Annotated in this window: 22 protein-coding genes; 13 read left to right on the top strand and 9 right to left on the bottom strand. The window is 68.4% G+C overall.

The window, feature by feature from the left end; genetic code table 11:
* Positions 1-63: 63 nt before the first annotated feature.
* From ACJH6I_RS11250 to ACJH6I_RS11240, 3 genes are all read left to right on the top strand, one after another.
* Positions 64-2,112, top strand: a complete 2,049-nt coding sequence (locus tag ACJH6I_RS11250; protein ID WP_406784075.1) for an elongation factor G — start codon at positions 64-66, stop codon at positions 2,110-2,112.
* 120 nt (positions 2,113-2,232) lie between these two features.
* On the top strand, positions 2,233-4,029 hold the full coding sequence (locus ACJH6I_RS11245; RefSeq protein WP_406784074.1) for a hypothetical protein: 1,797 nt from the start codon (positions 2,233-2,235) through the stop codon (positions 4,027-4,029).
* A 97-nt stretch (positions 4,030-4,126) separates the two neighbouring features.
* Positions 4,127-4,996 carry a DUF559 domain-containing protein gene (locus ACJH6I_RS11240; protein ID WP_406784073.1) on the top strand — a complete coding sequence of 290 codons (870 nt, stop codon included), beginning with the start codon at positions 4,127-4,129 and terminating at the stop codon, positions 4,994-4,996.
* Positions 4,997-5,052: 56 nt separating this feature from the next.
* Here ACJH6I_RS11240 and car (ACJH6I_RS11235) read toward each other — a convergent pair whose 3' ends face one another.
* The 3 genes from car (ACJH6I_RS11235) to ACJH6I_RS11225 form a co-directional block, all read right to left on the bottom strand.
* Positions 5,053-8,571 carry a carboxylic acid reductase gene (gene car / locus ACJH6I_RS11235; protein ID WP_406784072.1) on the bottom strand — a complete coding sequence of 1,173 codons (3,519 nt, stop codon included), beginning with the start codon at positions 8,569-8,571 and terminating at the stop codon, positions 5,053-5,055.
* A 172-nt stretch (positions 8,572-8,743) separates the two neighbouring features.
* Complete coding sequence (car, locus tag ACJH6I_RS11230) at positions 8,744-12,265, bottom strand: carboxylic acid reductase (protein ID WP_318984032.1); 3,522 nt, start codon at positions 12,263-12,265, stop codon at positions 8,744-8,746.
* Between the two features lie 98 nt (positions 12,266-12,363).
* A complete protein-coding gene (locus ACJH6I_RS11225; protein ID WP_318984286.1) occupies positions 12,364-13,272 on the bottom strand; it encodes a DMT family transporter in 909 nt (302 codons plus the stop codon).
* Positions 13,273-13,573: 301 nt separating this feature from the next.
* Here ACJH6I_RS11225 and ACJH6I_RS11220 point away from each other — a divergent pair, with 301 nt between their 5' ends.
* Positions 13,574-14,308: an SDR family oxidoreductase gene (locus ACJH6I_RS11220; protein WP_318984033.1), complete on the top strand. Its 735-nt coding sequence runs from the start codon at positions 13,574-13,576 to the stop codon at positions 14,306-14,308.
* On the opposite strand, the gene ACJH6I_RS11215 is transcribed toward ACJH6I_RS11220, so the two are convergent.
* The 3 genes from ACJH6I_RS11215 to mrf form a co-directional block, all read right to left on the bottom strand.
* Entirely contained in the window at positions 14,309-15,358 is a 1,050-nt protein-coding gene (locus tag ACJH6I_RS11215) for a zinc-dependent alcohol dehydrogenase family protein (protein WP_318984034.1), read from the bottom strand.
* 51 nt (positions 15,359-15,409) lie between these two features.
* Positions 15,410-16,540, bottom strand: a complete 1,131-nt coding sequence (locus ACJH6I_RS11210) for an alpha/beta hydrolase family protein (protein ID WP_318984287.1) — start codon at positions 16,538-16,540, stop codon at positions 15,410-15,412.
* 181 nt (positions 16,541-16,721) lie between these two features.
* Positions 16,722-17,909 carry a ribosome hibernation factor-recruiting GTPase MRF gene (gene mrf / locus ACJH6I_RS11205; protein WP_346415345.1) on the bottom strand — a complete coding sequence of 396 codons (1,188 nt, stop codon included), beginning with the start codon at positions 17,907-17,909 and terminating at the stop codon, positions 16,722-16,724.
* 104 nt (positions 17,910-18,013) lie between these two features.
* Here mrf and rpmB point away from each other — a divergent pair, with 104 nt between their 5' ends.
* The 4 genes from rpmB to rpsR are packed head-to-tail and all read left to right on the top strand — an operon-like array spanning position 18,014 to position 18,977.
* Positions 18,014-18,250 (top strand): 50S ribosomal protein L28, encoded by a 237-nt coding sequence (rpmB, locus tag ACJH6I_RS11200; protein ID WP_061010101.1) that lies wholly within the window; start codon positions 18,014-18,016, stop codon positions 18,248-18,250.
* Entirely contained in the window at positions 18,251-18,415 is a 165-nt protein-coding gene (gene rpmG, locus ACJH6I_RS11195; RefSeq protein ID WP_020099644.1) for a 50S ribosomal protein L33, read from the top strand.
* A 2-nt stretch (positions 18,416-18,417) separates the two neighbouring features.
* On the top strand, positions 18,418-18,723 hold the full coding sequence (rpsN, locus tag ACJH6I_RS11190; RefSeq protein WP_346415299.1) for a 30S ribosomal protein S14: 306 nt from the start codon (positions 18,418-18,420) through the stop codon (positions 18,721-18,723).
* A complete protein-coding gene (rpsR, locus tag ACJH6I_RS11185) occupies positions 18,723-18,977 on the top strand; it encodes a 30S ribosomal protein S18 (protein WP_318984036.1) in 255 nt (84 codons plus the stop codon). Before rpsN ends, rpsR begins: the two co-directional genes overlap by 1 nt.
* On the opposite strand, the gene ACJH6I_RS11180 is transcribed toward rpsR, so the two are convergent.
* Together ACJH6I_RS11180 and ACJH6I_RS11175 are read right to left on the bottom strand one after the other, a co-directional pair.
* Positions 18,970-19,806 carry a rhomboid family intramembrane serine protease gene (locus tag ACJH6I_RS11180; RefSeq protein WP_346415300.1) on the bottom strand — a complete coding sequence of 279 codons (837 nt, stop codon included), beginning with the start codon at positions 19,804-19,806 and terminating at the stop codon, positions 18,970-18,972. The genes rpsR and ACJH6I_RS11180 overlap by 8 nt on opposite strands.
* A 22-nt stretch (positions 19,807-19,828) precedes the next feature.
* Complete coding sequence (locus ACJH6I_RS11175) at positions 19,829-20,617, bottom strand: acyl-CoA thioesterase domain-containing protein (protein WP_346415301.1); 789 nt, start codon at positions 20,615-20,617, stop codon at positions 19,829-19,831.
* A gap of 34 nt (positions 20,618-20,651) precedes the next feature.
* On the opposite strand from ACJH6I_RS11175, the gene ACJH6I_RS11170 reads away from it, so the two are divergent.
* Genes ACJH6I_RS11170 through lipE form a run of 4 tightly spaced genes read left to right on the top strand, consistent with a single transcriptional unit; the run spans position 20,652 to position 24,220 of the window.
* Positions 20,652-21,827 (top strand): hypothetical protein, encoded by a 1,176-nt coding sequence (locus ACJH6I_RS11170; protein ID WP_346415302.1) that lies wholly within the window; start codon positions 20,652-20,654, stop codon positions 21,825-21,827.
* A gap of 37 nt (positions 21,828-21,864) precedes the next feature.
* Positions 21,865-22,491 (top strand): class I SAM-dependent methyltransferase, encoded by a 627-nt coding sequence (locus ACJH6I_RS11165; protein ID WP_029119202.1) that lies wholly within the window; start codon positions 21,865-21,867, stop codon positions 22,489-22,491.
* Between the two features lie 5 nt (positions 22,492-22,496).
* Positions 22,497-22,979, top strand: coding sequence for a peroxynitrite isomerase (locus tag ACJH6I_RS11160; RefSeq protein ID WP_029119203.1), 483 nt, complete (start codon positions 22,497-22,499; stop codon positions 22,977-22,979).
* On the top strand, positions 22,976-24,220 hold the full coding sequence (lipE, locus tag ACJH6I_RS11155) for a lipase LipE (protein WP_346415303.1): 1,245 nt from the start codon (positions 22,976-22,978) through the stop codon (positions 24,218-24,220). Before ACJH6I_RS11160 ends, lipE begins: the two co-directional genes overlap by 4 nt.
* A gap of 186 nt (positions 24,221-24,406) precedes the next feature.
* Here lipE and ACJH6I_RS11150 read toward each other — a convergent pair whose 3' ends face one another.
* Positions 24,407-24,826, bottom strand: coding sequence for an SRPBCC family protein (locus ACJH6I_RS11150; protein ID WP_226520140.1), 420 nt, complete (start codon positions 24,824-24,826; stop codon positions 24,407-24,409).
* Positions 24,827-24,887: 61 nt separating this feature from the next.
* Here ACJH6I_RS11150 and ACJH6I_RS11145 point away from each other — a divergent pair, with 61 nt between their 5' ends.
* Positions 24,888-26,432: an acyl-CoA carboxylase subunit beta gene (locus ACJH6I_RS11145; RefSeq protein WP_406784111.1), complete on the top strand. Its 1,545-nt coding sequence runs from the start codon at positions 24,888-24,890 to the stop codon at positions 26,430-26,432.
* Position 26,433 lies beyond the last annotated feature (1 nt).

Here is a 26,433-nt window from a genome sequence, read left to right as displayed (position 1 = left end):
GAGTCTTGTGCCGACGGTTGCGACAGGAGCATGGTGGACGTGAGTCGTCGATAGGGGCACGCCATGGCCGACAAGTCGAATAGCTCATCCGGAGCCGCGCCCAGTGCGGACAGTCCGGCCGCGATCCGAAATGTGGTCCTGGTGGGGCCATCTGGGTCCGGCAAGACCACCCTGGTCGAGGCGCTGCTGCTCCATGCCGGCGTGCTGACGCGGGCGGGGACGGTGCTCGACGGCACCACGGTCTGCGATCACGAGCCGGCCGAAGTCGAGCAGCAGCGGTCGGTGGGCTTGGCGCTCGCCTCGCTTCAGCACGGCGCGGTGAAGGTCAATCTGCTCGACACCCCGGGCTACGCCGATTTCGTCGGCGAACTGCGGGCCGGGCTCCGCGCCGCCGACTGCGCGTTGTTCGTGATGGCCGCCAACGATGTGGTCGACGCTGCCACCAAGGCGCTGTGGCGCGAATGCGCCGACGTCGGAATGCCGCGCGCCGTCGTGGTGACCAAGCTGGACCACGCTCGCGCGACGTTCGCCGGAGCGGTGCAGTCCGCGCAGGAATCGTTCGGGGACAAAGTGATTCCGCTGTACCTGCCCGAGGGGGACGGGCTCGTCTCGCTGCTGGCCGACGATGCCACGTTGATCGAGGGCATCATCGAGGAGTCCGAGGACGAGACGTTGATGGAGCGGTACCTGGGCGGCGAACAGATCGACAACGCGGTGCTGGTCGCCGACCTCGAGCGCGCGGTGGCCCGCGGCTCGTTCTTCCCGGTGATCCCAGTGTGCAGCACCACGGGTACCGGAGCTGCCGAACTGCTCGACGTCATCGCCCGCGGATTCCCTTCTCCCCCAGAGCATGTACCGCCGCAGGTGTTCACCCCGGCCGGTGTGGAGAAGGCCGCGCCCGCCTGCGATCCCGCCGCACCGCTTCTGGCAGAGGTGGTGAAGACGACGTCGGACCCGTACGTCGGCAAGGTCAGTCTGGTCCGGGTGTTTTCCGGCACCATCAGGCCCGACACGACGGTTCACGTGTCGGGCCATTTCAATTCGTTCGCCGATCCCGCCGCCGGATGCGCCGCACACGACGACCACGATGAAGACGAGCGCGTCGGCGCGCTGTCGTTTCCGCTGGGCCGCAAGCAACGTCCCGCGGCCGAGGTGATCGCCGGCGACATCTGCGCCATCGCACGGTTGACGTGCGCCGAGACCGGGGACACCTTGTCGGACAAGGCTTCCCCGCTGGTGTGCCGGCCGTGGAGCATGCCGGCACCGTTGCTCCCGATGGCCATCGTGCCGCACGCCAAGACCGATGAGGACAAGCTGTCGGTGGGGCTGGCCCGGCTGTCCGCCGAGGATCCGACGCTGCGTATCGAGCAGAACCCGCAGACCCACCAGATCGTGTTGTGGTGCATGGGCGAAGCCCATTCCGCGGTGGTCCTGGATGCGCTGTCACGGCGGTTCGGGGTCGCGGTCGACACCACGGAGCTGCGCGTCCCGCTGCGAGAGACGTTCGGCGGCAACGCGAAAGGTCACGGTCGGCATGTCAAGCAGTCCGGCGGGCACGGACAGTTCGCGGTGTGTGACATCACCGTCGAACCGCTTCCGGAGGGGGCCGGGTTCGAGTTCGTCGACAAGGTCGTCGGCGGTGCGGTGCCGCGGCAGTTCATCCCGAGCGTCGAGAAAGGCGTCCGCGCCCAGATGGATCGGGGCATCTGCGGGTACCCGATGGTCGACATCCGCGTGACGCTGCTCGACGGCAAGGCACACAGCGTCGACTCGTCGGACTACGCCTTCCAGCTGGCGGGCGGCCTGGCCCTGCGCGAGGCGGCCGCCGCCGCATCGGTGAATCTGCTCGAACCCATCGACAGCGTGCACATCGTGGTGCCCGACGAAATGGTCGGCGCGGTGATGAGCGACCTGTCGGGGCGGCGCGGCCGCGTGCTCGGCACCGACACCGCCGGCGACTCCTGCACCGGCATCGACGCCGAGATTCCGGAGATCGAGCTGACCCGGTACCCGATCGAACTGCGGTCGTTGTCCCACGGCGCCGGGTCCTTCACCCGCTCCTTCGCCCGCTACGAGCCCATGCCCGAGGCGGTGGCGGCGCGGGTGCGCTGACCCCGCCGCAGTGACCCACGACTTTGGCAAACCTGATCGTGACTGACATCACCCGATGTCATAGTGTCGTCAGATTCGTGCGCGCGCGGGCGGGCACCAGGGATGTCAAAGGGGACACCTGTGGGGACACAGTCGGGGCTCAGTCTGCGTAAATCCGGTCGGTACCGCCTGGCAGCGATTGCCGCGGCCATGGGTATCGCCGCGGCGACCAGCCAGAACGTCGCCTGGGCCGAGACCGGGACGACCGATTCGCCAGGCACCTCGACCAGCCAGTCCGGACCGCAGAAGCCCGGTCCAGCCAAATCCAAGCCGGCGAACACCGACAAGAAGGACAAGAAGAAGCCAGGCAAGAAGGCCGGCAAGGCCGAGACCGGCGCGGACAAGTCCGGCACGTCGGGCACGAAGCCGGACACGGCGCCCGATACGTCGGTCACTGACCCCAAGTCAGACGCGGATCCGGAAGCCAAACCGGAGCCCACGTCCGACCCGAAGCCGGCCGCCAAGCCCGACCCCAAACCGGCCGTCAAACCGGCGAAGAAGGGCTCCGATTCGGTCAAGCCTGCCGGCGACGGCAAGAAGGCCGCGAAGCTCCAGCCCGCCACCGCGAGCGCGCCGGCCAAGGACGCGACGGTCAGCTCCCCGGCGGCCGCCACACCGGCTCCGGTCGCCGACGCCACCGCCCCCGCGCCGGTCAAGACGCCTGCGCCGACCACCCGGTTCGCGGCCCTGTCCGCGACCAACAACACCGTCGGCACCCTGACGACGCCGACGCCGACGCCACCGCAGCCGCTGAACCCGATCGCGAAGATCATCCAGCTGCCCGGTCACCTCATCAACACCGTTCTGCAGGTGCTCGATCTGACGGTCTCGCAGAGCGGCCCCAAGAGCCCGTTCAACTGGTCGCCGATTTCCGAGGCGCTGTTCGCGGGCTTCCGCCGCATCGAGGACATGCTCGGGCTGAGCAAGACGCCCACCGCGGCGCCCGTCGTCCCGGAGCTGACCTACACCGGGCCAACCAGTGGCGACACCCCGACGGTGGAGCAGTTCCTGAACGCCTCGGCCAACGCCTATGTGCTCGGCGCCCAGCCGGGCGATCTGAAGCCGTTCACCGTCAACGGTTTTCAGATGCAGACGTTCAATCCGTTGTCGGGCGCCGTCGGCAAGGCGTGGGTGACGCCCGAGGGCCAGATCATCGTCGCCTACCAGGGCACGACGGGCGGCACCAACCTGTTGTTCCACCCGCTGATCGCGCTGTCGCAGATCTTCACGGACATGCAGATCATCTTCACGCACACGACGCCGCAGGCGTTCTGGGACTCGTTGGCGTTCGAGCGGAAGGTCGAAGCAGCGGCCCTCGAGCAGGGTTACACCACCGACGACATCTTCGTCACCGGTCACTCACTGGGTGGTTGGGAGGCCCAGTTCGTCGCGCAGAAGACCGGTCGCGGCGGCATCGGCTTCGAAGGCCCCGGCCTGAACACGTCGGTCCCGGGCAACGGCATCAACTCGAACTTCGTGAACATCGAGACCTACGGCGACACCGCGGCGTACTTCGCCACCGACCTGCCGGGGCTGCAGCCGTTCATGCCGGCCTACGACCCCACCGGCGGCAGCAAGCCGCACTACGGCAACATCGTGATGATCGGCGACCCGGATGCGGTGAACCCGCTGTTCAACGCGTCCGCGCTGTGGGGCCCGAACCCGATCAACAACATCATCTTCGCCGTCGACATCCTCGGTAACTTCTTCGAGCACCACCTGCCCGGCATGCAGGCCTACAACCTCGGCGTCGCACCGGATCCCGGTGTGGTGCCGTGGCTGGGCTCCTACACCGGGCCGATCAACGACTGGGGCGACCTCGACATCTACGAACTGCAGCAGGCCGCCTCCGACGCCGGTGTCCTGATCGCCCCGTGACAGGGATTTGTGCACGATTTTCCGCGGCTGGCGCGGAAAATCGTGCACAAACCCCCGCTGATGGAACCGCGGCGCCGCCGCAAACGTCCGAATCTGTGTGCTCGACGACTACCTTCGCCGCCACGACGGCGTAATCACCCGCGCCCAAGCCCTGACCGCGGGGATCAGCGATGACGCCATCAGCCGCCGAGTCCGCTCCGGCCACTGGCTGCGCTGCGCTCCCGGAGTGTTCTTCGTCGACGATCGCGCATTCAGCGATGCGGCCCGCGTCCGCAGTGCCGTGTGGTCCTACGGCCCAGCGGCCACCGCCAGCGGACTGGCCGCCGCGTGGTGGCTGGGGATCACTCACTACGCGCCGGAGACGGTGGAAGTCACCGTGCCGAAGGTCAGCAATCACCGCAAGCGCCACGGCATCCGGGTCCGCCGCCGTGACTTGCAGCCACAGGACATCGTCGAACGCGACGGTCTGCGAGTCACCGCGCTTCCACTGACCGTCATCGAAGCCGCGACGCGGCGCGGCGGTGGCGCCAGACTCATGGACACCGCGTTGCAGCGTCACGTCGAGCTGAAGAAACTCTGGGAGGTGCACCTGCGCAACAAGGGACGACACGGATCGCCTGCGGCTCGGATACTGTTGCTGGCCGCCGAAGACGGGGCCCGGTCGCAGGCTGAACGCCTACTCGTAAAACTTTTGCGCCGTAACAAGATCACCGGGTGGAAGGCCAACTGCCCGGTCGCCGGATACAAAGTCGACATCGTGTTTCCGGCAGCAAGACTCGCCATCGAAGTCGACGGCTGGGCCTATCACAGCAGTGCTGACGACTTCGAGAACGACCGAAAGCGGCAGAACGCCATCTCGCTGCTCGGTTATCAGATTTTGCGGTTCACGTGGCTCGACCTGACCGAATATCCCGACCGGGTGCTCGCCGAAATCCGGAATGCCCTGCTGTCCAGGCACGCCGCCTGAAAATTTGTGCACGATTTTCCGCGGCAACCGCGGAAAATCGTGCACAAATCCCTGGGTCAGAGCAGGCCGAGCAGCTGCAGATCGGTGATGTACTTGACGATCACCGGTGCGGTGACATGCGGGATGTCCTTGTCCGGGCCCAGCTTGGCCTCCTGCACCGCCTCGCGGAACACCACCACCGGCGCGATCGACCCATTGTGCGGGTGCTCGGGCTTCTGGTAGTTGTGCAGCAGCGGCAGCAGTGACGCCTGGCGCTGCCGGTCCGGCAGGGCGCGCAGCGTGGTCTCGAACCGGGCCAGCCATTCGGCGTAATCATCAACGCGGGCAATGGAATACCCGGCCTCGATCAGCCAGTCGACGAACTCGTCCATGCCCAGGCCGTCCGAGTGCGGGTTCATCACGTGGTAGGTGACGAACTCGCCCGCGGGGCGCACACCGAGCGTGTCGATGGCCTCGGCGATGAACTCGACCGGCAGGCCGTCGTAGTGCGCGGCCTGCCGGTTGCCCTCGGCATCCAGCTCGTAGAAGGACTTCGGCGCGATGCCGGTGGCCACCAGCGAGAACATCATGCGGGTGAACATGTCGGGCAGGTTGAGCTGTCCGGCGTACGACGTGTCCGCGAGGATCATGTCGCAGCGGAACACCGAAACCGGCAGTCCGCAAAGATCATTCGCCTCGCGCAGCAGCACCTCACCGGCCCACTTGCTGTTGCCGTAGCCGTTGGCGTAACCGTCGTGCACGGCGCGCACGGGGCTCATCACGCGCACGTCGGCCTCTTCGGTGAACGTGCCCGGGGCCAGCTGGTCCCCGACACCGATCGTCGAGACGTAGATGTACGGCTTCTGCCGCGTGGTCAGCGCGATGCGGATCAGCTCGGCAGTGCCCAGTGCGTTCGGTCCGAACAGCTCGCTGTACGGCAGCACGTGGTTCACCAGCGCGGCCGGGTCGACGATGACGTCGACCTCGTCGGCCAGCCGTTGCCAAACCTGCTGCGACAGGCCGAGATTCTCGTCACCCTTGTCGCCGGCGATGACTTCGAGGTGATCGGCGGCCAGGGCCTGGTAGTGCGCCAGCAGCTTCGGGTCCCCGGAGTCGAACGTGGCGTCGAGACGGGCCCGGGCCTCGTCGTCGGACTTGGCGCGCACCAGGGCGATCACCTTGCCGTCGACCAGGTCCATGCGCTCCAGCCACTCCAGCGCCAGGTAGCGGCCCAGGAATCCCGTTGCGCCGGTGAGCAACACGGTGCGCACCTCGGCGGCCGGTCCCGGCAGCGACGGCGCGGCGGCCAGCGTCGCGGCATCGATGAACTTGTCCAGCGTCAGGTCCGCGGCCCGCACCTCGACGGCGTTCTTGCCGTGCACCGAGCTGAAGCTGGGACGCTTGGCGCCACCGCTGCGCTCGTTCTCGATGTAGGCGGCCAGCGCTGCCAGGTCGTTGGCGGGGCTCACGATGATGCCGACCTGGACCTCGACGCCGAAGATCTCTTCCAACAGGTTGCCGAAGGTCAACGCCGACAACGAGTCTCCGCCGAGATCGGTGAAGTGGGCGTCGGCCGACACCTCGCCGGACGCACCGAGCAGCGCGCTCGCCGCGCGGATGACGGTCGGCAGGGCGGGGCCCTCGGCGCCGTGCTGCCGCAGCTCGCGGAGTTCGTCGGCCTGTCCGGCGGCAAGACTCGCGTACAGGTCTTCCAGCGCCGGGCCGTAGTGCGCCTTGAGCTTCGGCCAGGCCAGCTTGCGGATGCCGGTCAGCAGCCCGTTCTCCAGCGAGAACGGTTCGGTCTCGATGATGAAGTCGCGGGGGATCTCGTAGGACTGCAGCTCGGCGGCCTTGGCGACCTCTTGCAGCGAGTCACTGATCCGCTGCTTCAGTTCGGCGGAATCCCAACGGGCCAAGGCATCTTCGGTCGGCACGACGACGGCCAGCAGGTAGGGCTGGGCGCTGTTGCCGTAGACGTAGATCTGTCGGACCAGCGGGCTGTTGTTGCTGAATGCCGCCTCCAGCTTGGCCAGCGTGACGAACTCGCCCTGCGCCAGCTTCAGCACGTTGTTGCGGCGGTCGACGTACTGGATCTGGTCGGGGCCGATCTCGGCGACGACGTCGCCGGTGCGGTAGAAACCGTCCTCGTCGAAGACGCTCGCGGTGACTTCGGGCCGCTTGTAGTAGCCCGGGAAGAGGTACTGGGTCTTCACCAGCAGCTCACCGCGCGGGTACGGCTGGTCGGTCAGGTAGTAGCCCAGGTCGGGCACGTCGACCAGCTTGTAGTCCAGGGTCGGCGGGCGCTGGATGACGCCGTCGAAGAAGACCATGCCGGCCTCGGTGGAGCCGTAGCCCTCCAGCAGGTGGATGCCGAGGAACTTCTCGACCCACGCCTTCAGCTCGTCGGTGATGGGCGCCGAGCCGGTCATCGCCTTGATGTAGCGGCCACCGATCAGATTCTGGCGCATGTCGGCCATCACCTGCTGCTCGATGTCGTCGCGCTCGGCCTCACCGGTGCCGGCGGGCACCAGCTTGTCGACGCGGCTCTGGAATTCCAGGTACAGCATCTCCCAGACGCGCGGCACCAGGTTCAGCTCGGTGGGCCGGGCGAGCGCGAAATCCTCGAGCAGAGTGGACAAGTCGCTCTTGGCGGCGAAGTAGACGATGCCGCCGTTGGCCAGGCTGGAGTACAGGATGCCGCGGCCCATGACATGGCTCATCGGCATGAACGCCAGGTTGATCGACGCCTCGCTGGGGCCGAACCACGCCGTGCTGGCCCGTCGCCAGAAGCTCGTCATGTTGCTCTCGGGGTACATCGCACCCTTGGGCGCACCGGTCGAGCCGGACGTGTAGATCAGCAGGGCCAGCGGATCGGCCTCGTCGAAGACCGGGGTCGGGACGTCGGGCAGTTGACGGCCGCGGCTCAGCAGGTCGCCGAAGGTCTCGACCGTGACGTTCAGGCCGGCCAGCGCGTCGCGCGCCTGGTCGATGGCGTCGCGCTCGTCATCGACCTCCGGGTGGTGGTCGAACACCAGGAACCGGGCGGGTGCGGGGCCACCGACCGCGAGTTCGACGGCGTCGGCGACGTAGTCCGCGCTGACCGCGATCAGTACCGGTTCGGTCTCGGCGACGATCGGCAGCAGCGACGACGCCGCGGAGCTGGTCTGCAGCGGCACCGAGACGGCGCCGATCTGCCCGAGCGCGGTGTCGATGACGGTGTAGTCGGTGCTGGTGAAGCCGAGGATGGCGACGCGGTCGCCGGCCTTGACGCCGTCGGCGTGCAGGGCGGCAGCGACGGCGCGGATGCGGTCCCACAGCTCCCCGTAGGTGATGGTGTCGTACTTCGGCAGCAGGCGGGTCACGGTGCGGCCGTTCTCGGTGACGAACTCGACGGCGCGCTGTCCGAGCGCGGTCCGGTCGGCATAGCCCTCGAGGACGGTCTTCACGATCTCGGGCAGTCGCATGCCGGGCTTTTCGACCGACTCGGCGACCGACTGCAGCGGCACGGCCGCGGCGAACTGCGGATCAGTGGCGGACAATTCTGCGATCCGGCGGGCCAGCCCGTCGGTAGTGCTCTCGGCATGGTCAATCGACATGAAGAAACCTCACGAAAAATCGAAATCTCGAATGGGGTACGCCCCGTTGCATCCCCACTATTTGAATGACGCTGGCGCGGCCGCCGTTGTTCCGGCGATTTCCTGCCAGTTCCCTGTGATTTGTGCACGATTTTCCGCGGTCACCGCGGAAAATCGTGCACAAATCCCTGGGTCAGAGCAGGCCGAGCAGCTGCAGATCGGTGATGTACTTGACGATCACCGGCGCACCGATGTGCGGAATGTCCTTGTCCGCACCGATTTTCGCGTTCTGCACCGCGGCCCGGAACCGCTCCACCGGGGCGATGGATCCCCGCACCGGGTAGCTCGGCTGCTGGTAGTTGTGCAGCAGCGGCAGCAGTGACGCCTGGCGCTGCCGGTCCGGCAGGCCGCGCAGGGCCGTCTCGAACCGGCCCAGCCAATCGGCGTAATCATCAACGCGGGCAATGGAATACCCGGCTTCGATCAGCCAGTCGACGAACTCGTCCATGCCGATGCCGTCGTCGTACGGGTTCATCACGTGGTACGTCTCGAACGTCGAGTCGGACGCGCCGGCCGCGACCTGCACGGCCAGGGTCGAGATGGATTCGGAGACGAACTCGACCGGCAGGCCGTCGTAGTGGGCGCGCTGCCGCTTGCCCTCGGCATCCAGCTCGTAGAAGGACTTCGGCGCGATGCCGGTGGCCACCAGCGAGAACATCATGCGGGTGAACATGTCGGGCAGGTTCAGCTGGCCGGCGTATGTGGTGTCGGCCAGGATCATATCGCAGCGGAACACCGAAACCGGAAGGCCGCAAAGATCATTCGCCTCGCGCAGTAGGACCTCACCGGCCCACTTGCTGTTGCCGTAGCCGTTGGCGTAGCTGTCGTCGACCGCCCGCACCGCGCTCATCACGCGCACGTCGGCGTCCTCGACGAATTCGCCGGGCGCCACGCCGCCGCCGACCGCGATGGTCGAGACGTAGGCGAACGGCTTGATCCGCGTGGTCAGGGCGATCCGGATCAGCTCGGCAGTGCCCAGCGCATTGGGTCCGAACAGCTCGCTGTACGGCAGCACGTGGTTCACCAGCGCGGCCGGGTCGACGATGATGTCGACCTCGTCGGCCAGGCGCTGCCAAACCTCTTGCGACAGACCCAGATTGGCCTCGCCCTTGTCACCGGCGATGACCTCCAGGTGGTCGGCGGCCAGCGCCTGGTAGTGCGCCAGCAGCTTCGGGTCCCCGGAGTCGAACGTCGCATCGAGACGGGCCCGGGCGTCGGCGTCGGACTTGCCGCGGACCAGGGCGATGACCTTGCCGTCGACCAGGTCCATGCGCTCCAGCCATTCCAGTGCCAGGTAGCGGCCCAGGAATCCGGTTGCGCCCGTGAGCAATACGGTGCGAACCTCCGACGCCGGCCCGGGCAGCGACGGTGCCGCGGCCAGTGTCTCGGCGTCGATGAACTTGTCCAGCGTCAGGTCCGCAGCCCGCGCCTCGGTGGCGTTCTTGCCGTGCACCGTGGAGAACGTCGGCCGCTTGCTGCCCGGCGCCCGCTCCCCTTCGATGTAGGCAGCCACCCCGGCCAGGTCGGTGGCCGGGCTGACGATCACTCCGACCGGCACCTCGACCTCGAAGATTTCCTCGAGCAGGTTGCCGAAGGTCAACGCCGACAACGAATCTCCGCCCAGATCGGTGAAGTGGGCGTCGCCCGTGACCTCGGAACCGGCGGCCCCCAGTGTGGCACTGACGGCGCGCAGCACGGTCTCGAGCACCGGCGCGTCAGACGCCCGCAGTGACCGCAGCGCACGCAGCTCGGCGGCCTGTCCTTCGGCCAGTTCGGCGTACAGCTGCTCCAACTCGGCGCCGTACCGGGCCTTCAGCTTGGGCCAGGCCAGCTTCCGGACGCCGGTCAGCAGCCCGTTCTCCAGCGAGAACGGTTCGGTCTCGATGATGAAGTCGCGGGGTACCTCGTACGACTGCAGCCCCGACTCACGCGCCACCGTCTGCAGGGCGTCGGCCAGTTCAGGGCGCAGGGCCTCAGCGTCAGAAACACCGGTCAACGCCTCCGAACTGGGCACGATCACGGCCAGCAGATAGGAGCGAGAGCTGTTGCCGTACACGTAGATCTGGCGGATCAGCGGGCTGGTGCCGAAGGCGGCTTCCAGCTTGGACACCGTCACGAACTCACCCTGCGCCAGCTTCAGCACGTTGTTGCGGCGGTCGAGGTACTGCAGATGATCGGGACCGAGCTCGGCGACGATGTCACCGGTGCGGTAGAAGCCGTCCGCGTCGAACACATCAGCGGTGACGTCCGGCCGTTTGTAGTAGCCCGGGATCAAATCCGTTGACTTCAAGAGCAATTCGCCGCGCGGGTGCGGACGGTCGGTCGACAGGTAGCCGAGTTCGGGTACGTCGACCAGCTTGTAGTCGAGTACCGGGGGACGGCTCACGTGGCCGCTGACCATCACACCGCCGGCCTCGGTCGAGCCGTAGGCCTCCAGCAGCTCGAGCCCCAGGAACTTCTGCACCCAGGCCTTGAGCTCCGGCGAGATCGGTGCCGACCCCGTCATCGCGACCAGCTGCCGGCCGCCGATGAGGCTGCGGCTGCGCTCGTCGAGCACTTGCTGCTCGGGAACACCGTCCAGGGCGCGACGGTCGACCTCGCTCTGCACCTCCTGGTGGATCATCTCCCACACCCGGGGCACGAAGGTCATCTGCGTCGGCCGGACCAGCGCGATGTCCTCCAGCAGGGTGGACAGGTCGCTCTTGGCGGCGAAGTACACGGTGCCGCCGTGGGCCAGCGTGCGGTAGACGGTGCCGCGGCCCATCATGTGGCTCATCGGCAGGAAGCTCAGGACGATCGAGGGCAGCGCGGGCTGCTGGTGCGTGAGACCGGTCCGCCACGCGTTGGTGACGAGGCGCTCGGGGTACATGGCGCCCTTGGGGGTACCGGTGCTGCCGGAGGTGTAGATCAGCACCAGCAGCGGGTCCACGTCCGCGGACACAGCGGGCTCGACGGCCGGCAGCGCGCCACCGCGCGCGACCAGATCCGCAAGAGTCTCGACCACGACGCCACGCTCGGCCAGGCGCGCGGCCGCCCGTTCGATGGCCTCGCGCTCGTCGTCGACCGCGGCGTGGTGGTCGAACACGACCACCCGCGTCAGTGCGGCGCCGGCGCCCAGAACCAGTTCGACGGCGTCGTCGAGGAACTTCACATCGGCGAACAGCGCGCGGGGTTCGGTCTCGTCAAGAATGGGGCGCAGCTGCTCGACGGGTGCGCTGGTCTGCAGCGGAACGGCGACGACGCCGGCGCGGGCCAGGGCGGTGTCGACGATCGTGAACTCGGCGCTCGTGAAGCCGAGCATGGCGACGCGGTCGCCGGGGGCGACGGCGTCGGGCCCGCTGAGCAGGGCGTTGTCGACGGCCTGGATCTGCTGCCAGACTTCGCCGTAGGTGATGGTGTCGTAGCGTGGCAGCAGCCGCGCCACAGTGCGGCCGTTCTCGGTGACGTACTCGACGGCGCGCTGTCCGAGCGCGGGCCGGTCGGCGTAGGCGGCCATGACCGTGTGGATGATTTCGGGGAGCCGGATGCCGGGCTCTTCGAGTGCGGCGGCGACCCCGGCGAGGGGGCGCGCGGCGGCAAGTTGGGGGTCGGCAGCGCAGAGGTCAGCGATGCGCTGCGTCAGCTCGTCGGTAAATACGGTTTCTTCGTTCGACATAACAACCTCATCAATTGGTTCACCAGCGTCGCCAATTACAACGTTAGCAAAACTAACGATATGCCCGTAATGGCTGTGGGAGAAACCACACCTATTGTTCAGCGCTCGGAGGTCGATTGCACCTGCGGCGGTGCGATCGGCGCCGCCACCTTCGCGCCCGCCTGCGTTTCGTACGCACCCTCGTCACGGCCGAGAGCGATGGTCGCGGCCGCCATGGCACCGATGGACACCACGAGCGCGACGGCCTCGGCGCCGGTCGTGTCGAAGCCCTCACCGAGCACCAGGGCGCCGAGTACGACAGCCACCACCGGTTCCAGCACCAGCATGGTCGGCACCGACGTCTGCAGCGCGCCGGCATGGAACGCCGACTGCTGCAGTACGGTCGCGACCGCTCCCAAGATGATGAGCAGGTACGGCGCCGGCGTCGTCAGCAACCCGAGCCAGCCCCGGTGCTGCAGTATCGCCATGAAGATCTTGGTGACGACCGCGACGACACCGAACAGCACGCCGACACCGACGGCCAGCAGGACCGCGCGAGCCCAGCCGCTGCACCGCAGCGCCAACAGCACGCAGCCGATGATCACCGCGGCGCACACCGCGGCGACCAGCACGATAACCCCAGGTGAGGCCAGGTGTTCGTCGCGTTCAGGCCGCGCCAGGACGACGAATCCCGCCAGTCCGATGGTCAGCAATCCGGCCCACAACCACTCGCCGCGCGTCACCCGGCGATGTGCCTGGCGCGCACTCAGCGGCAGCGCGAACAGCAATGCCGACACCAGCAGCGGCTGCACCACCAGCAGGGAGCCGTGGGCCAGCGCCAGCGCCTGGAAGACATAGCCTGCGACGGCCGCAGCCGTCCCGGCCCACCACAGCCGGCGGCTCAGCAGCGTCGACAGCATGACGACGCTGACGCCGTGTTCGGGCGGCACGTCGATGGTCGCGCGCTGGCGCACCACGATGCCGACGGCCGCGCAGACGGCCGCGCAGAGGGCGAAAAGCACCACCAGTCCGTGTTGGATCAACGGAGGCGTCCGATCAGCGTGGCCGCGTACCGCGCCACAGGGCTCACCGGAAACATCACGCCCAAAGGGTAGTCGAGCGGGACTATCTGTCCCACTCGCGAACCGTGCGCCCACCGACGCGTGGCGACGGTTCGCTCCGTCGAGCGTGGGCCGCGGCGCGACCGAACCCGGCATGTCGCCTCGTCAGGCCCCACGCTCGGCGCAGCACCCACGCAACGCGCCGCGTCGACTTACCGAAACCTTAAACATCTCTTATTTTTCTTAGACTTGGGGTACGGTCGATGCCATGCACACCAGGATCGCTCTCGTCACCGGCGCTTCCCGCGGCATCGGCGCCGCCGTGGCCCAGCAGCTCGCCGCGCCGGACACCCACGTCCTGGTGAACTACCGCGAGAAGGCCAAACGCGCCAACACCGTCGTCGACGGCATCCGGGCCGCCGGCGGCCAGGCCTCCGCGATCGGCGCCGACGTGTCCGACGCTGCCGCGGCCAAGGCCATGATCGACCGGATCGACAGCCGGTTCGGGCGCCTGGACATGCTGGTGCTCAACGCGTCGGGCGGCCTGGAGTTCGGCGCCGCGCCCGACTACGCGATGCGCCTCAACCGCGACGCCCAGCTGCGGCTCGTCGACCTCGCGCTGCCCCTGATGCCCGCCGGCGCGCAGATCGTGTTCGTCACCAGCCACGAGGCCCACTGCTACCCGCACCTGCCGGTGCCCGACGCCTACGCCCCGATCGCCGCCAGCAAGCGCGCCGGCGAAGACGCGCTGCGGGCTCTCCGCCCCGAATTCGACCGGTGCCGAATCGGATTCACCATCGTCTCGGGCGACATGATCGAGGGCACGATCATCGCCAGGTTGTACGAGCGCCGCGATCCCGAAGCGGTCGGCGCGCGCCGCAGCCGGGGACCGCTGCCGACCATCGAGGAGTTCGCGTCCGCCATCACCGTCGCCGCCACCGGACGCGACCTGCGTGACACCGTGTACGTCGGCGGCGAGGACCATCTGGTCCGGCCGGCGTGATCAGGGTTCGAGAATCACTTTGATGGCCGTGCGCTGATCCATCGCCGTGTAGGCGTCGGCGACTTGAGCCAGCGGCAGGGACAGGTCGAACACCCGGCCGGGTTCGATGGCGCCGGACAGCACATCGGGCAGCAGTTCATCCAGGTACGGGCGGACGGGCGCGATACCGCCGGCGACGTGGATGTTGGTGCTGAACAGTTGCTGCATCGGCAGTTCGGGGGCGCCGGCCGGCACCCCGACGAACCCCAGCGACCCACCGGGACGGACCGCCCCGAGTGCCTGGTGCATCGAATCCTTGGTGCCGACGCACTCGAGCACGCAGTCGGCGCCGACGCCCCCGAGCAGTTCCTCGATGGCCGCGATCCCGTCATCACCGCGTTCGGCGACGATGTCCGTGGCACCGAAGGCCCGGGCCAGTTTCTGCCGGTCTTCGTGCCGCGACATCGCGATGATCCGTTCCGCACCAAGACGTTTCGAGGCCAGCACCGCACACAGCCCGACGGCGCCGTCACCCACGACGACCACGGTCGCACCGGCGTGCACGTTCCCCGACCGGGCGGCGTGGTGGCCGGTGGACATGACGTCGGCCAGGGTCAGCAGGTGCGGGAGCAGTTCTGCGTCAGGCGATTCCGGCACCTTGACCAGGGTGCCGTCGGCGAAGGGCACCCGCACGTACTGGCCCTGCGCCCCGTCGAGCGCCTCACCGGTCTTGGCGGTGCCGCCCCACACCCCGAAGTTGACGCACGAGGTGGTGATGCCGTTGCGACAGTGCACGCAGGTGCCGTCACTGTCGGTGAACGGCGAGATGACGAAGTCCCCGACGCGCACATCCCTGACCTCGGCGCCGACAGCTTCCACGACCCCGATGAACTCGTGGCCGATCGGATGCGGCGCAGGCGTCGGACGCACCCCGCGGTACGGCCAGAGGTCCGAACCGCACACGCAGGTCCGCACCACGCGGACCACCGCATCGCCCGGTGACTGAATCGTCGGATCGGGGCGCTCCTCGAATCGAATATCGCCCGGCCCGTGGATGATCGTGGTCTGCACGGCTGTCCCGCCCCTTTCAGGTGTCGAATCCGACCCCTGAGTCTTGCCGAATCAGCCCGTCGGCGCGAGTACCAGTCCGCCGGTGGCGGCCGGAGCGGGTGCCACCGGCGCCGGAACCGCGGCTGGTGCCGCGGCGGGCACCGCTGCCGGAACCGCCGCGGGCACGGCCACCGGAACCGCTGCGGGTACCGCGGCCGCGACGGGAGCGGGAGCCGGCAGTGCGACCGGAGCGACGGCCGGGGCGGGCACCGGAGCAGGAGCGGGCGCCGGGGCCGGCGGCGGCACCGGGGCGCCCACGCCCAGCACGCGCAGCAGGTCCGGCTTCATGGCCTGCAGCTGCTGGCCCCAGTAACCCCAGCTGTGGGTGCCGTCCTTCGGGAAGTTGAAGACCGCGTTGCGGCCACCGGCCTGCTGGTACACCTTCTGGAAGTCCCGGTTGGAGCTGATGGTCAGGTTCTCCAGGAACTGGGCGCTGTAGAGGATGCCCAGGTCGCCCGGGGTGTCGAGGTCGGACGGCGTGCCGTTGCCGCAGTACACCCAGACAGCGGTGTTGTTCGCCACCAGCTGCCGGACGTTGACGGTCGGGTCGTTGCGCTTCCAGGCCGGGTCGCTGGCGATACCCCACATCTGGGTCGGGTTGAAGCCGCCGGCGTCCTTCATGGCGAAGCCGATCAGCGTGGGCCACAGGCCCTGGGACGGGTTGAGGAAGCCCGACAGCGAGCCCGCGAAGATGAACTGTGCCGGGTGCCAGATCGCGAGCGTCAGCGCCGAGCCGCCCGACATCGACAGGCCGACGACGGCGTTGCCGGTCGGCTGCACGCCCCGGTTGGCGGCCAGCCAGGCCGGCAGCTCCTGGGTCAGGAACGTCTCCCACTTGTAGGTGATGACGCCATTGTTGTTGGTGGCCGGCTGGTACCAGTCGCTGTAGAAGCTGGACTGCCCGCCGACCGGCATCACCATCGAGACGCCGGACTGGTAGTACCACTCGAACGCGGCGGTGTTGATGTCCCAGCCGCTCGCGTCGTCCTGGGCGCGCAGGCCGTCGAGCAGATACACCGCGTGCGGTCCGCCGCCCTGGAACTGGACCTTGATGTCGCGTCCCATCGCGGGTGACGGAATGTTCAGCACCTCAACCGCTTTCGCGGCCGCATGCGCCTGCGGGGCCACCGCGGGCACCGCCATTGCCGGAACCGTCAGGGCAGCGACAGCCGCCACCGCGAGCCGCCGCAGTTTCGCGCCGTAATTCTTGCCAAGAGTCGCCAACACGAGTGAAAACTAACGCCGTGCCGCGCCGGGCCGTTCGACCAACGCGCGGCGTGATCGCCTCGTTACCAAGGCGTTTGGCTATCGAGTCCAGAACCCGTCACGCCGCGCCGTGATCGGTGCCGTCACTGACGACCGTCACGTCGTCGCGGGTGCACGGTTCCTGGTGCCAGTCCCCGAACGGGTCCGAGTAGCCGGCCCACGTGTCGCGTGCCGCGAATTCCTCGTCGGTGAGCAGGGCGTCGTTCAGCGCGGCGGTCACATCGCCCGGACGGGCGCCGCACACCAGGATCGTCATCGCGGTGTGCCGGTCACCGAATTCGTTGTCCCACATCAGGTCTGCCAGCGCACGACGCTCGCGGTCCACGTAGGCCGCCTCACTGACGGTCATCGCGGCGATCCAGCGGCCGGCGTTGCTGACGCGCAGGCCACCGCCGGCCGACTCCAGCCACATGACGTGGCCGGGCCGGTTCGCGAGCCACATCCGGCCTCGCGTCCGGATCACGCCGTCCAGGAGGTGATCGATGGCGTCGTGCAGACGCTCGGGGTGGAACGGCCGCCGCGCGTTGAACTCGACAATCTGAACGGGCCCTTCAGGTTTCAGGCTGGGTTGTCCCGCGAGCAGCGGCCCGTGCGGCTCGTCGGCGCGCCCCAGCCGGGCGTCGGGCCACAGCGCGCGCAGCGCGTCCTCGACCAGGTCGGGCCCGGTGACGAGCTGTGCCCGCGGCGCCAGCCGGCGGCATACCGCGAGCAGCACGGGTTCGGCGTGGGTCACGACGAGGACGTCGGCGAATTCGGCCTGCCCCACTGCCACCTGCGCGACGGTCCGGCCGTCGGGCAGTTCGTCGTCACCCAGCGCGTCGGTGAGCCAGTCGCCGGCTTCGATGCACGTCACCACGCCCGCGATCACGACGTCGCGGGCAGCCGGTCCGTCGATGTATCCCGGACCCACCCGAACTCGAACATGGTTGATGGCCCAGCAGATCGGCTCGGGTTCCATCCACGGCTCCAGGTGGACGACGATGCGGTTGACGTCATCGCGCCGATGCAGCAGGCGTAAGTAGATCAGCAGGTCATTACGGACGGTGCAGGACACGCAGCCGTGGGCCAGTTCGAGCGCCGCCACGGTTTCGTTGACGATGCCGTGCGGCGCGGTGACGGTACGACGGCGCACGACGTGACCGTCGAATTGGTGCTCGACCAGCACCGTGCCCGGCGCCTTCAGTAGTTCTTCGGTCACGTAACCGGTCGGTCCCTGACCAGCCACGATGATCACCGGCGTCCGCATCGCCAACCCCTTATCGACAATCATTTTCAGTTCCGTCGGCCATCACGCTACAGTGGCAACCGACACTTGTCGAAAACGATTTTCATTAACGATAGGGCGGACACATGTCAGCGCACTGCCAGGTCACCGGGCGCGAGCCCGGTTTCGGCAACACGGTTTCGCACTCGAACCGGCGCACCTCGCGCCGGTGGAACCCCAACATCCAGAGCAAGACCTACTACTTGCCCTCGGAAGGCCGGCGCATCCGGCTCCAGGTCAGCGCCAAGGGCATCAAGGTGATCGACCGCGACGGCATCGAAGCCGTGGTGGCGCGGCTGCGCCGGGACGGGGTGCGAATCTAGATGTCCCGCACCGATATCCGCCCCGTGGTGAAGCTCAAGTCCACCGCGGGCACCGGCTACACCTACGTCACCCGCAAGAACCGGCGCAACGATCCCGACCGCATGGTGCTGCGCAAGTATGACCCCATCATCCGCAAACACGTCGACTTCCGAGAGGAGCGCTGAGCATGGCCAAGAAATCCAAGATCGCCAAGAACGAGCAGCGCCGGCTGCTCGTCGCCCGCCACGCCGAGCGCCGGGCCGAGCTCAAGGCCATCATCAAGTCCCCGGCGAGCACTGCCGACGAACAGTCGGCCGCCATGGCCGAACTCGCCCGCCAGCCGCGCGATGCCAGCCCGGTGCGGGTGCGCAACCGCGACGCCGTCGACGGCCGGCCGCGCGGCCACCTGCGCAAGTTCGGCCTGTCGCGGGTCCGGGTGCGCGAGCTGGCCCACGAAGGACAGCTGCCCGGCATCCGGAAAGCGAGCTGGTGATGGCGACCAAGCGCAAACCCACCCGACGCCCCGCCGCCGAGGCCAAGCGACCAGTGAAGAACATGCTGGCCAAGCTCGGCGTGGACCACCTCGACTACAAGGACACCAACAACCTGCGGTTGTTCATCTCCGAGCGCGGCAAGATCCGGTCCCGCCGCGTGACGGGCCTGACGGTGCAGCAGCAGCGACAGGTCGCCACCGCGATCAAGAACGCCCGTGAGATGGCGCTGCTCCCCTACCCCGGGATCAGCTGAACATCGTCAGCAGCGCCTGGGTCCGCCACATCGTCAGCCCGGCGAACAGGACCAACAGCACCGCCGTCACCGCGATCAGCGCCAGGAGTCGTTGCCGCGCAGGCACATACGCGAAGACCGCCGCCACCACGGTGCCGGTGACCAACCCGCCGACGTGCCCCTGCCAACTGATCGCCTGCGCGCTGACGGCGGGCAGCACGAAGGTGATCACGAGGTTGATGACGATCAGGCCGACGATGCCGCGGACGTCGAGCTGCAGCCGGCGGAACAACACGAACGTCGCGCCGAAGAGACCGAAGATCGCACCCGAGGCACCTGCTGTCGCCGAGTTCAGTGGCGACAGCAGGTACACCAGCACCGAGCCGCCGAGGCCGCTCAGGCCGTACAGCACGCCGAATCGCAACCGGCCCAGCCACTGCTCGAGCTGCGGGCCGACGGCCCACAACGCCCACATGTTGAACACGATGTGGGCCAGGCCGTAGTGCAGGAAGGCCGACGACGCCAGCCGGTAGTACTGGCCGTCGGCGACGGCGGGCGGCCACAGCACCAGATCCTGCTGCATCTGCACCGAGGTGTGCTGCAGCACGAACATCACCACGTTGACCGCGATCAGCGTGTAGGTGACCAGCGAACCCTTGGAGATGCGGCCGCCGAAGTGGGTCCGGGCCTGCCGCACCGACTGCTTGCCTTCGTTGACGCACTCCGGGCACTGCTGGCCCACGGCGGCTGCGGTCATGCAGTCCGGGCAGATCGGGCGGCCGCACCGGCTGCAGCTGACGTACGTCGGGCGGCTGGGATGCCGATAGCAGGTCGGCGTCGGGACGGTCATCAGTGAGCGTGATCTTCCGGGACTACAGCCGCCACAGGGCTTCCTGGCTGGTGCTGGCGATCAGCACCCCACCAGTGTCATACAGGGCTCCGGCGACCAGCCCGCGGGAGTCGGTGTTGTTCAGTCGGGTGACCTCGTACCGGTGCCAGTCACGCGGCACGAACGGCCGGTGGAACCACACCGCGTGATCCAGGCTGGCCGCGAAACCGTCACGCAGGCTCGCACCGTCGGGCCGCGCGACGGGCACCGGCCCGAAGTCCGACATGAAGGTCAGCGTGCACGCCCGGATCAGTGCATCGTCCTCGATCTCGTCTTTGGTGCGGATCCAGAACGGCGGCACGGCGAACGCACCCACGTCTTCCGGCCGCACCCGGATATCGAAGAAGTCGGCGGCGGTGAGGCTCGTCGCCTTGGACACCGCGGCGTCGAGCTCGAGGCCGCGCACCTCGGGGCGCTGCCAGTCGGCGCCGGGTTCGGGCACATGGAACGACGCGATCATCTCGAGGATCGTCTTGCCGTTCTGCTTCGCGGTGACGCGCCGGGTGTCGAAGGACCGGCCGTCTCGGGTCCGTTCCACGTGAAACTCCACGTCGACGCCGTACTGTCCGCCGCGGACGAAGTACAGGTGCAGCGACTGCGGCAGCTTGTCGGGTTCGACGGTGCGGCCCGCCGCACCGAGCGCCTGAGCGGCGATCAGTCCGCCGAACAGGGACCGGCCGGGCCCCTCGGTGGGCTGCGGTGCGATGAAGGTGTCACCGTCGCGCGCGAAGTCCAGGAGCTGGGCAATCCAGCTGAGCGCAGTAGAACTCATAAAGCGGCAGCGTATCCGCCAGTAGGGTCTGGCCGTGCGCCCCAGCCGCTCTGCCCTCTATCTGGCCACCGGCACTGGCATCGCCGTGTGGGCCGCAGGCGTCCTCTGGCTGGCCGTCGCACTGCATTCCGTCGACCACTACCTCGTCTCGTATTACCTCGCGGACTACCGGTTCGGTTTCATCCGGCGTGGACTCGCCGGGGAGCTCTTCGGTCCGGGCGACGACGCGGCATTCTTCGGGCGGGCCGGCGCCGCGCGTTGGGCCATCACCGCGCTGTACCTGTCTGCCCTGGCCGCCATTGCCGGCGCAATCGTGCGCACGGGCCGCTCGGAACGCCGGGTCATGCTGGCGTTGCTGGTGCCCGTGTTGCCGTTCGGTGTGCCGTTCGCGGTGTTCTCGGCGCGGCCGGACCTCCTCGGCGCGGCGGCGGTGGTCGCCCTCGCACTCGGTGTGGGCACCCGCCCGGCGGTGTCGTGCGCGGCGTACGGATTGCTCACCGCGGTCCTGGCGTTGATGCACGACGCGATTCCCCTCGAATTCGCGCTGGGTGCCGTCCTCGCGATCTATGCGCCGGCGCACGGACTCACCGCCGCGAGACGCGGGCGCTGCGCGGCGTTGGCGGTACTCCCGGGACTCGCGGTGGCCGGCCTCATCACGGCACTCACCCGGCGCGGGGTGGCCGACCGGCTGTGCGCGACGACACCCCACCGGCCCATGCGCATGATGGCGAGCTTTCACGATTTCCAGAACTTCGCCCGGACCGGCCGATTGCCGACACGCGACTTCCACGACTGGGCCTGCCGGTCGTACCTCAACACGTACCAACACAGCGTCCTCGACGAAATTCACACGGTCGCTGCGCGGGGCGCCGGCCAGATGGCGACCTCGCTGACGGTCGGCCTGATCGGTCTGGTGGCCTGCCTCGCGGCGGTCCAGTTCGTCGCCGGTGTGCCGATCCGCGACTTCCTGGGCGAATTCCGGGATCGCCGGGCCGCCGCGGTCCTTGCGCTGGCGCTGTATCTGCCGATATTCGTGACCGCATTCGACTGGATTCGGTGGATGCTGCTGATCGCCTTCAACGTCACCGTCGTGTTTCTGCTTTACCTGCGCGGCCGTCCGGAACTCGACCGACCACCGCCGTCGCGCGCGGCGTTCGTGGCGATCGTGTGCGCATTCGCCGCGTTGCCGCTGGGCCTGGCACCCGGCTGACGATCCGCGCCGGAATTCGCCGCCTAGGCTGAAGCGCATGGTTCAACGCCGGGGATTCAATGACGCCGTCACCCGTTTCTGGGGCTTCGCCGCTCCCGCCTACGACACCCAGGTGCTGCAGCGCTGGGTCTACCAACCTGCCCAGGACGAGGTCCTGGCACAGCTGCGGGCACACGACTCCCTGACCATCGCCGATATCGGCTGTGGCACCGGTATTTTCGCCGACCGGATCCAACGTGAGCTCAATGCCGTCGTCACCGGTGTCGACATGTCCGAGGGCATGCTGGCCCAGGCCAAGGCGCGGTCGTCGAACGTCACCTGGCTCACCGCGCCTGCCGAGGACCTGCCGTTCAACGATGGCGCCCTGGACGCGGTGGTGACGACGTCGGCGTTCCACTGGTTCGATCAGCCCGCCGCGTTGCGTGAGTTCCATCGGGTGCTCAAGCCGGGCGGTATCGCGGCCGTCACCACCATCAGCCCGCGGCAGGTGCTGCCGCTGCACGCGCTGTCGTCGCACATCCTGAACCCCGCCCACAATCCGTCCCCCGCGGAGATGAAGAAGCTCTTCGAGGACGCCGGGTTCACGGTGTCCGAGCAGCACCGGGTGAAGCGGCCGGCGTGGACGCTCATCGTGTCCGACCTGCTGACCGTCGGGACGAAGTAGCCGGCATGCCCGATCTGCACCCCGACGTCGCGGTCCTGGCGCCGCTGCTGGGCACCTGGGCCGGCACCGGTTCCGGTGAATACCCGACCATCGCTTCGTTCGACTACCTCGAAGAGGTCACGTTCGGACATGTCGGCAAGCCGTTCCTGGCTTACAGCCAGCGCACCCGCGCCGCCGATGACGGACGTCCCCTGCACGCCGAGACCGGCTATCTCCGGGTGCCCGCGCCCGGTCGCATCGAATGGGTGCTCGCGCATCCCACCGGCATCACCGAGGTCCTGCAAGGCACGATCAGCACCGACGGTGAGTTCGTGCTCGACCTCGCCACCACCGACATCGGGCGCACCGACTCCGCGAAAGAGGTTGACGCCCTGCGTCGTTGGTTCCGGCTCGACGGAGACACCTTGAGCTACAACGTCCGCATGGCCGCCGTGGGCATCCCACTGCGGCACCACCTCGCGGCTGTGCTGCATCGGAAGGACGCATGACGGAACCACAGACCGGCCGGATTCGGGTCCCCACCGACCTCGACTCGGTCACGGCCACCGGCACAGAAGACCACACCGACGTCGATCCGCTGGCGGTGGAACGCATTTGGCAGGCGGCACGGCACTGGTACGCGGCCGGGATGCACCCGGCCATCCAGGTCTGCCTGCGCCAGAACGGTCGGGTGGTGCTCAACCGCGCGATCGGCCACGGCTGGGGCAACGGGCCCGACGACCCGGCTGACGCCGACAAGATCCCCGTCGGCGTCGACACCCCGTTCTGCGTCTACTCGGCCGCCAAGGCGATCAGCACGACCGTGGTGCACATGCTCGTCGAACGCGGCGAGCTCGACCTCGACGCCCGCGTCTGTGATTACCTGCCGACGTACACCAGCCACGGCAAGGACCGCACCACCGTGCGGCACGTCGTCACCCACAGCGCCGGGGTGCCGCTGGCCACCGGGCCGCGGCCGGACCTCAAGCGGATGAACGACAGCGAGTACGCCCGCGAGATGCTGGGCAAGCTGCGGCCGATCTACCGGCCGGGCCTGGTCCACATGTATCACGGCCTGACCTGGGGCCCACTGATCCGCGAAATCGTCTCGGCCGCAACGGGTCGCAACATCCGGGACATCCTGGCCACCGAGATCCTCGAGCCGCTTAGCTTCCGCTGGACCAATTACGGTGTTGCGCCCGAAGACGTTCCGCTGGTCGCGCCGAGCCACGTGACCGGCAAGCCGCTGCCGGCGCCCATGGCGGCGGCGTTCAAGAAGGCCGTCGGCGGCACCCCGAACCAGATCATCCCGTTCAGCAACACCCCGGATTTCCTGACCAGCGTGGTGCCGTCGTCGAGCACGGTCTCCAACGCCGTCGAGCTCTCCCGATTCGCTGAGATGCTGTGTCGCGGTGGGGAACTCGACGGGGTTAGGGTGCTGCGGCCGGAAACGCTGCGCGCCGCGACCGCCCCGTGCCGCCGCCTGCGGCCCGACATCGCGGTGGGACTTCAGCCGATGCGCTGGGGCACCGGATACATGTTGGGCTCCAAGCGATTCGGCCCGTTCGGCCGGGACGCACCGGCCGCCTTCGGGCACACCGGGCTCACCAACATCGCGGTGTGGGCCGACCCGGCCCGGAACCTTGCCGCTGCCGTGGTCAGCAGCGGCAAGCCCGGTGGGCATCCCGAGGCCAACCGGTACCCGGCGCTGCTCGACACGATCGCCCGGGAGATTCGCCGGTCCGCGTAGCGGCGAAAAGTACGTGGGCTCATACGCGATGGCGATCTGCCGGTGATTGTTGAACTCAGGGACCGCTGACGGCCGCAGAAGGTACCTGAGTTCAACCACATTGGCACGAGCACGTTCTCACTGAAGCCGCGTACTTTCGCCGCCGCGGCAGCTCTCCAGACGACCGGTGCGATCCGGAGTACCTGACTACGCCTTGGATGCAGCCTTCGCGAACAGACGCAGCAGCACCTGGTTGATGGCGACCAACGCCAGCTTCACCGGCGGGAACGACGCGGTCGAGCTCAGCGAGTAGTCGATGCGCGTGCCGGAGCCCTCGGGGGTCAGCCGCACCTCACCCGCATAGCCCGGGAACGGCACGCCGGAGCGGGCCTTGTAGCCGAAGACGTTGGGGGCGTCGAAGGTGACGACCTCTTCGACGATCGCCGGCGCCGGCCCGGGGGCCGAGATCCGGCGGACGGCGCCCAGGCCGTTCGGCGCCGGGGTGCCGGGCTGATCGATGGTCACGCTGATGCCGGGACCCCAGTTGGCCATGCCTTCGTGGTCGATCAGGGTCGCCCAAACAACGTCGATCGGGCGGGCAACGGTGGTGGTTGCAGTCGATTGCATGGACCGATCATGCCGCACCCCCTTTCAGGGCGCCTGGCAGGCTGTCCCCATGCCCGGCCCAATGCCCGAAGTACCGTTGCGTGACGACCACACCGAGCTGCTGCGCCGACGGGCGCTCACCGAGGACGCCGCCCGGCCGGACGCCGTTCAGCGTCGGCACGACGCCGGCGGCCGGACCGCCCGCGAGAACATCCTCGACCTGGTCGACGACGGCAGCTTTGTCGAATACGGCCGGTTCGCCATCGCCGCACAACGGGCACGCCGCGACCTCGACGACCTGATCGCGCGCACTCCCGCCGACGGCCTCGTGGCTGGTACGGCCCACGTCGACGGCCACCCCTGTGCGGTGTTGTCGTACGACTACACCGTGCTGGCCGGCACCCAGGGCGCTCTCGGGCACCTCAAGAAAGACCGGCTGTTCGAACTGATCGAGCGGATGAAGCTGCCGACGGTGTTCTTCGCCGAGGGTGGCGGTGGACGCCCTGGAGACACCGACCACCCGACGGTGTCGTCACTGGATGTGCGCGCCTTCGCGCTGTGGGCCGGCCTGTCCGGCGTGGTGCCGCGGATCGCGGTGGTCAAGGGCCGCTGTTTCGCCGGCAACGCGGTGATCGCCGGCTGTTCGGATCTGATCGTCGCCACCGAGGACACGTCGATCGGTATGGGTGGTCCCGCGATGATCGCCGGTGGCGGGCTCGGGGACATCGCACCGGATGCCGTCGGCCCGATTTCGGTGCAGGCGCCCAACGGCGTGGTGGACGTCGTGGTGCCCGATGAGGCGGCGGCGGTCTCGGTCGCCCGGCAACTGCTCGGCTACTTCCGCGGACCCACCACACCCGGCACCGCGCCGGACCAAACCGCCTTGCGCACAATCGTTCCCGAGCGCGCCCGCCGCGCGTATCAGGTCGCGCCGATCTTCGAGACGCTCGCCGACGAAGGCTCTGTCACCTTCCTGCGGCAGAAGTTCGCCCCGGAGTTGGTGACCGCGCTGGCCCGGATCGAGGGCCGGCCGGTCGGGGTGCTGGCCAACAACACCATGGTCATGGCCGGTGCCATCACCGCGGCGGCGTCCGACAAGGCGGCCCGCTTCCTGCAGCTCTGCGATGCCTTCGGGATTCCCGTGGTGTCCCTCGTGGACTGCCCCGGATTCATGGTGGGACCGGCGGCCGAGGCCGAAGCACTGGTTCGGCGCGGATCGCGGCTGCTGGTCGCCGGCGCGGCCCTGCGCGTCCCGCTGATCGCGGTGATTCTGCGTCGCGGTTACGGCCTTGGCGCACAGGCGATGTGCGGCGGCAGCCTGCATGAGCCACTGCTGACCGTGGCCTGGCCGGGCGCACACCTCGGACCGATGGGACTCGAGGGTGCCGTGCGGCTCGGGCTGCGCAAGGAGCTCGAGGCCATCGCCGATGACGAGGCCCGCGAGCAGGCGGTACGGGATGCCACCGCCGCCGCGCAGGCCAACGCCGCCGCGCTCAACTCGGCTTCGATGTTCGAGATCGACGACGTCATCGACCCCGCCGAGACCCGGTCGCTGATCGCCGCGACACTGGCGACCGCGGAACCCGCGGGCCTGCCGCCGCGCCGGGGCTTCGTCGACACCTGGTGAA

This window comes from Mycobacterium sp. SMC-13 (assembly GCF_045311035.1).
Classification (GTDB): domain Bacteria; phylum Actinomycetota; class Actinomycetes; order Mycobacteriales; family Mycobacteriaceae; genus Mycobacterium.
Note: the sequence above shows the minus strand (reverse complement) of the source record. Positions and strands in the feature narration are given on the sequence as shown.

What these genes read in the sequence shown, in the direction of transcription:
- ACJH6I_RS11160 (WP_029119203.1), top strand. Translation starts at nt 22,497, where the DNA reads ATGCCCGATCTGCACCCCGACGTCGCGGTCCTGGCGCCGCTGCTGGGC.
- ACJH6I_RS11220 (WP_318984033.1), top strand. Translation starts at nt 13,574, where the DNA reads ATGCACACCAGGATCGCTCTCGTCACCGGCGCTTCCCGCGGCATCGGC.
- ACJH6I_RS11250 (WP_406784075.1), top strand. Translation starts at nt 64, where the DNA reads ATGGCCGACAAGTCGAATAGCTCATCCGGAGCCGCGCCCAGTGCGGAC.
- ACJH6I_RS11150 (WP_226520140.1), bottom strand. Translation starts at nt 24,826, where the DNA reads ATGCAATCGACTGCAACCACCACCGTTGCCCGCCCGATCGACGTTGTT.
- rpmB (WP_061010101.1), top strand. Translation starts at nt 18,014, where the DNA reads ATGTCAGCGCACTGCCAGGTCACCGGGCGCGAGCCCGGTTTCGGCAAC.
- rpsR (WP_318984036.1), top strand. Translation starts at nt 18,723, where the DNA reads ATGGCGACCAAGCGCAAACCCACCCGACGCCCCGCCGCCGAGGCCAAG.
- car (WP_318984032.1), bottom strand. Translation starts at nt 12,265, where the DNA reads ATGTCGAACGAAGAAACCGTATTTACCGACGAGCTGACGCAGCGCATC.
- ACJH6I_RS11210 (WP_318984287.1), bottom strand. Translation starts at nt 16,540, where the DNA reads ATGGCGGTGCCCGCGGTGGCCCCGCAGGCGCATGCGGCCGCGAAAGCG.
- ACJH6I_RS11165 (WP_029119202.1), top strand. Translation starts at nt 21,865, where the DNA reads ATGGTTCAACGCCGGGGATTCAATGACGCCGTCACCCGTTTCTGGGGC.
- rpmG (WP_020099644.1), top strand. Translation starts at nt 18,251, where the DNA reads ATGTCCCGCACCGATATCCGCCCCGTGGTGAAGCTCAAGTCCACCGCG.
- lipE (WP_346415303.1), top strand. Translation starts at nt 22,976, where the DNA reads ATGACGGAACCACAGACCGGCCGGATTCGGGTCCCCACCGACCTCGAC.
- mrf (WP_346415345.1), bottom strand. Translation starts at nt 17,909, where the DNA reads ATGCGGACGCCGGTGATCATCGTGGCTGGTCAGGGACCGACCGGTTAC.
- car (WP_406784072.1), bottom strand. Translation starts at nt 8,571, where the DNA reads ATGTCGATTGACCATGCCGAGAGCACTACCGACGGGCTGGCCCGCCGG.
- ACJH6I_RS11180 (WP_346415300.1), bottom strand. Translation starts at nt 19,806, where the DNA reads ATGACCGTCCCGACGCCGACCTGCTATCGGCATCCCAGCCGCCCGACG.
- rpsN (WP_346415299.1), top strand. Translation starts at nt 18,418, where the DNA reads ATGGCCAAGAAATCCAAGATCGCCAAGAACGAGCAGCGCCGGCTGCTC.
- ACJH6I_RS11145 (WP_406784111.1), top strand. Translation starts at nt 24,888, where the DNA reads ATGCCCGAAGTACCGTTGCGTGACGACCACACCGAGCTGCTGCGCCGA.
- ACJH6I_RS11175 (WP_346415301.1), bottom strand. Translation starts at nt 20,617, where the DNA reads ATGAGTTCTACTGCGCTCAGCTGGATTGCCCAGCTCCTGGACTTCGCG.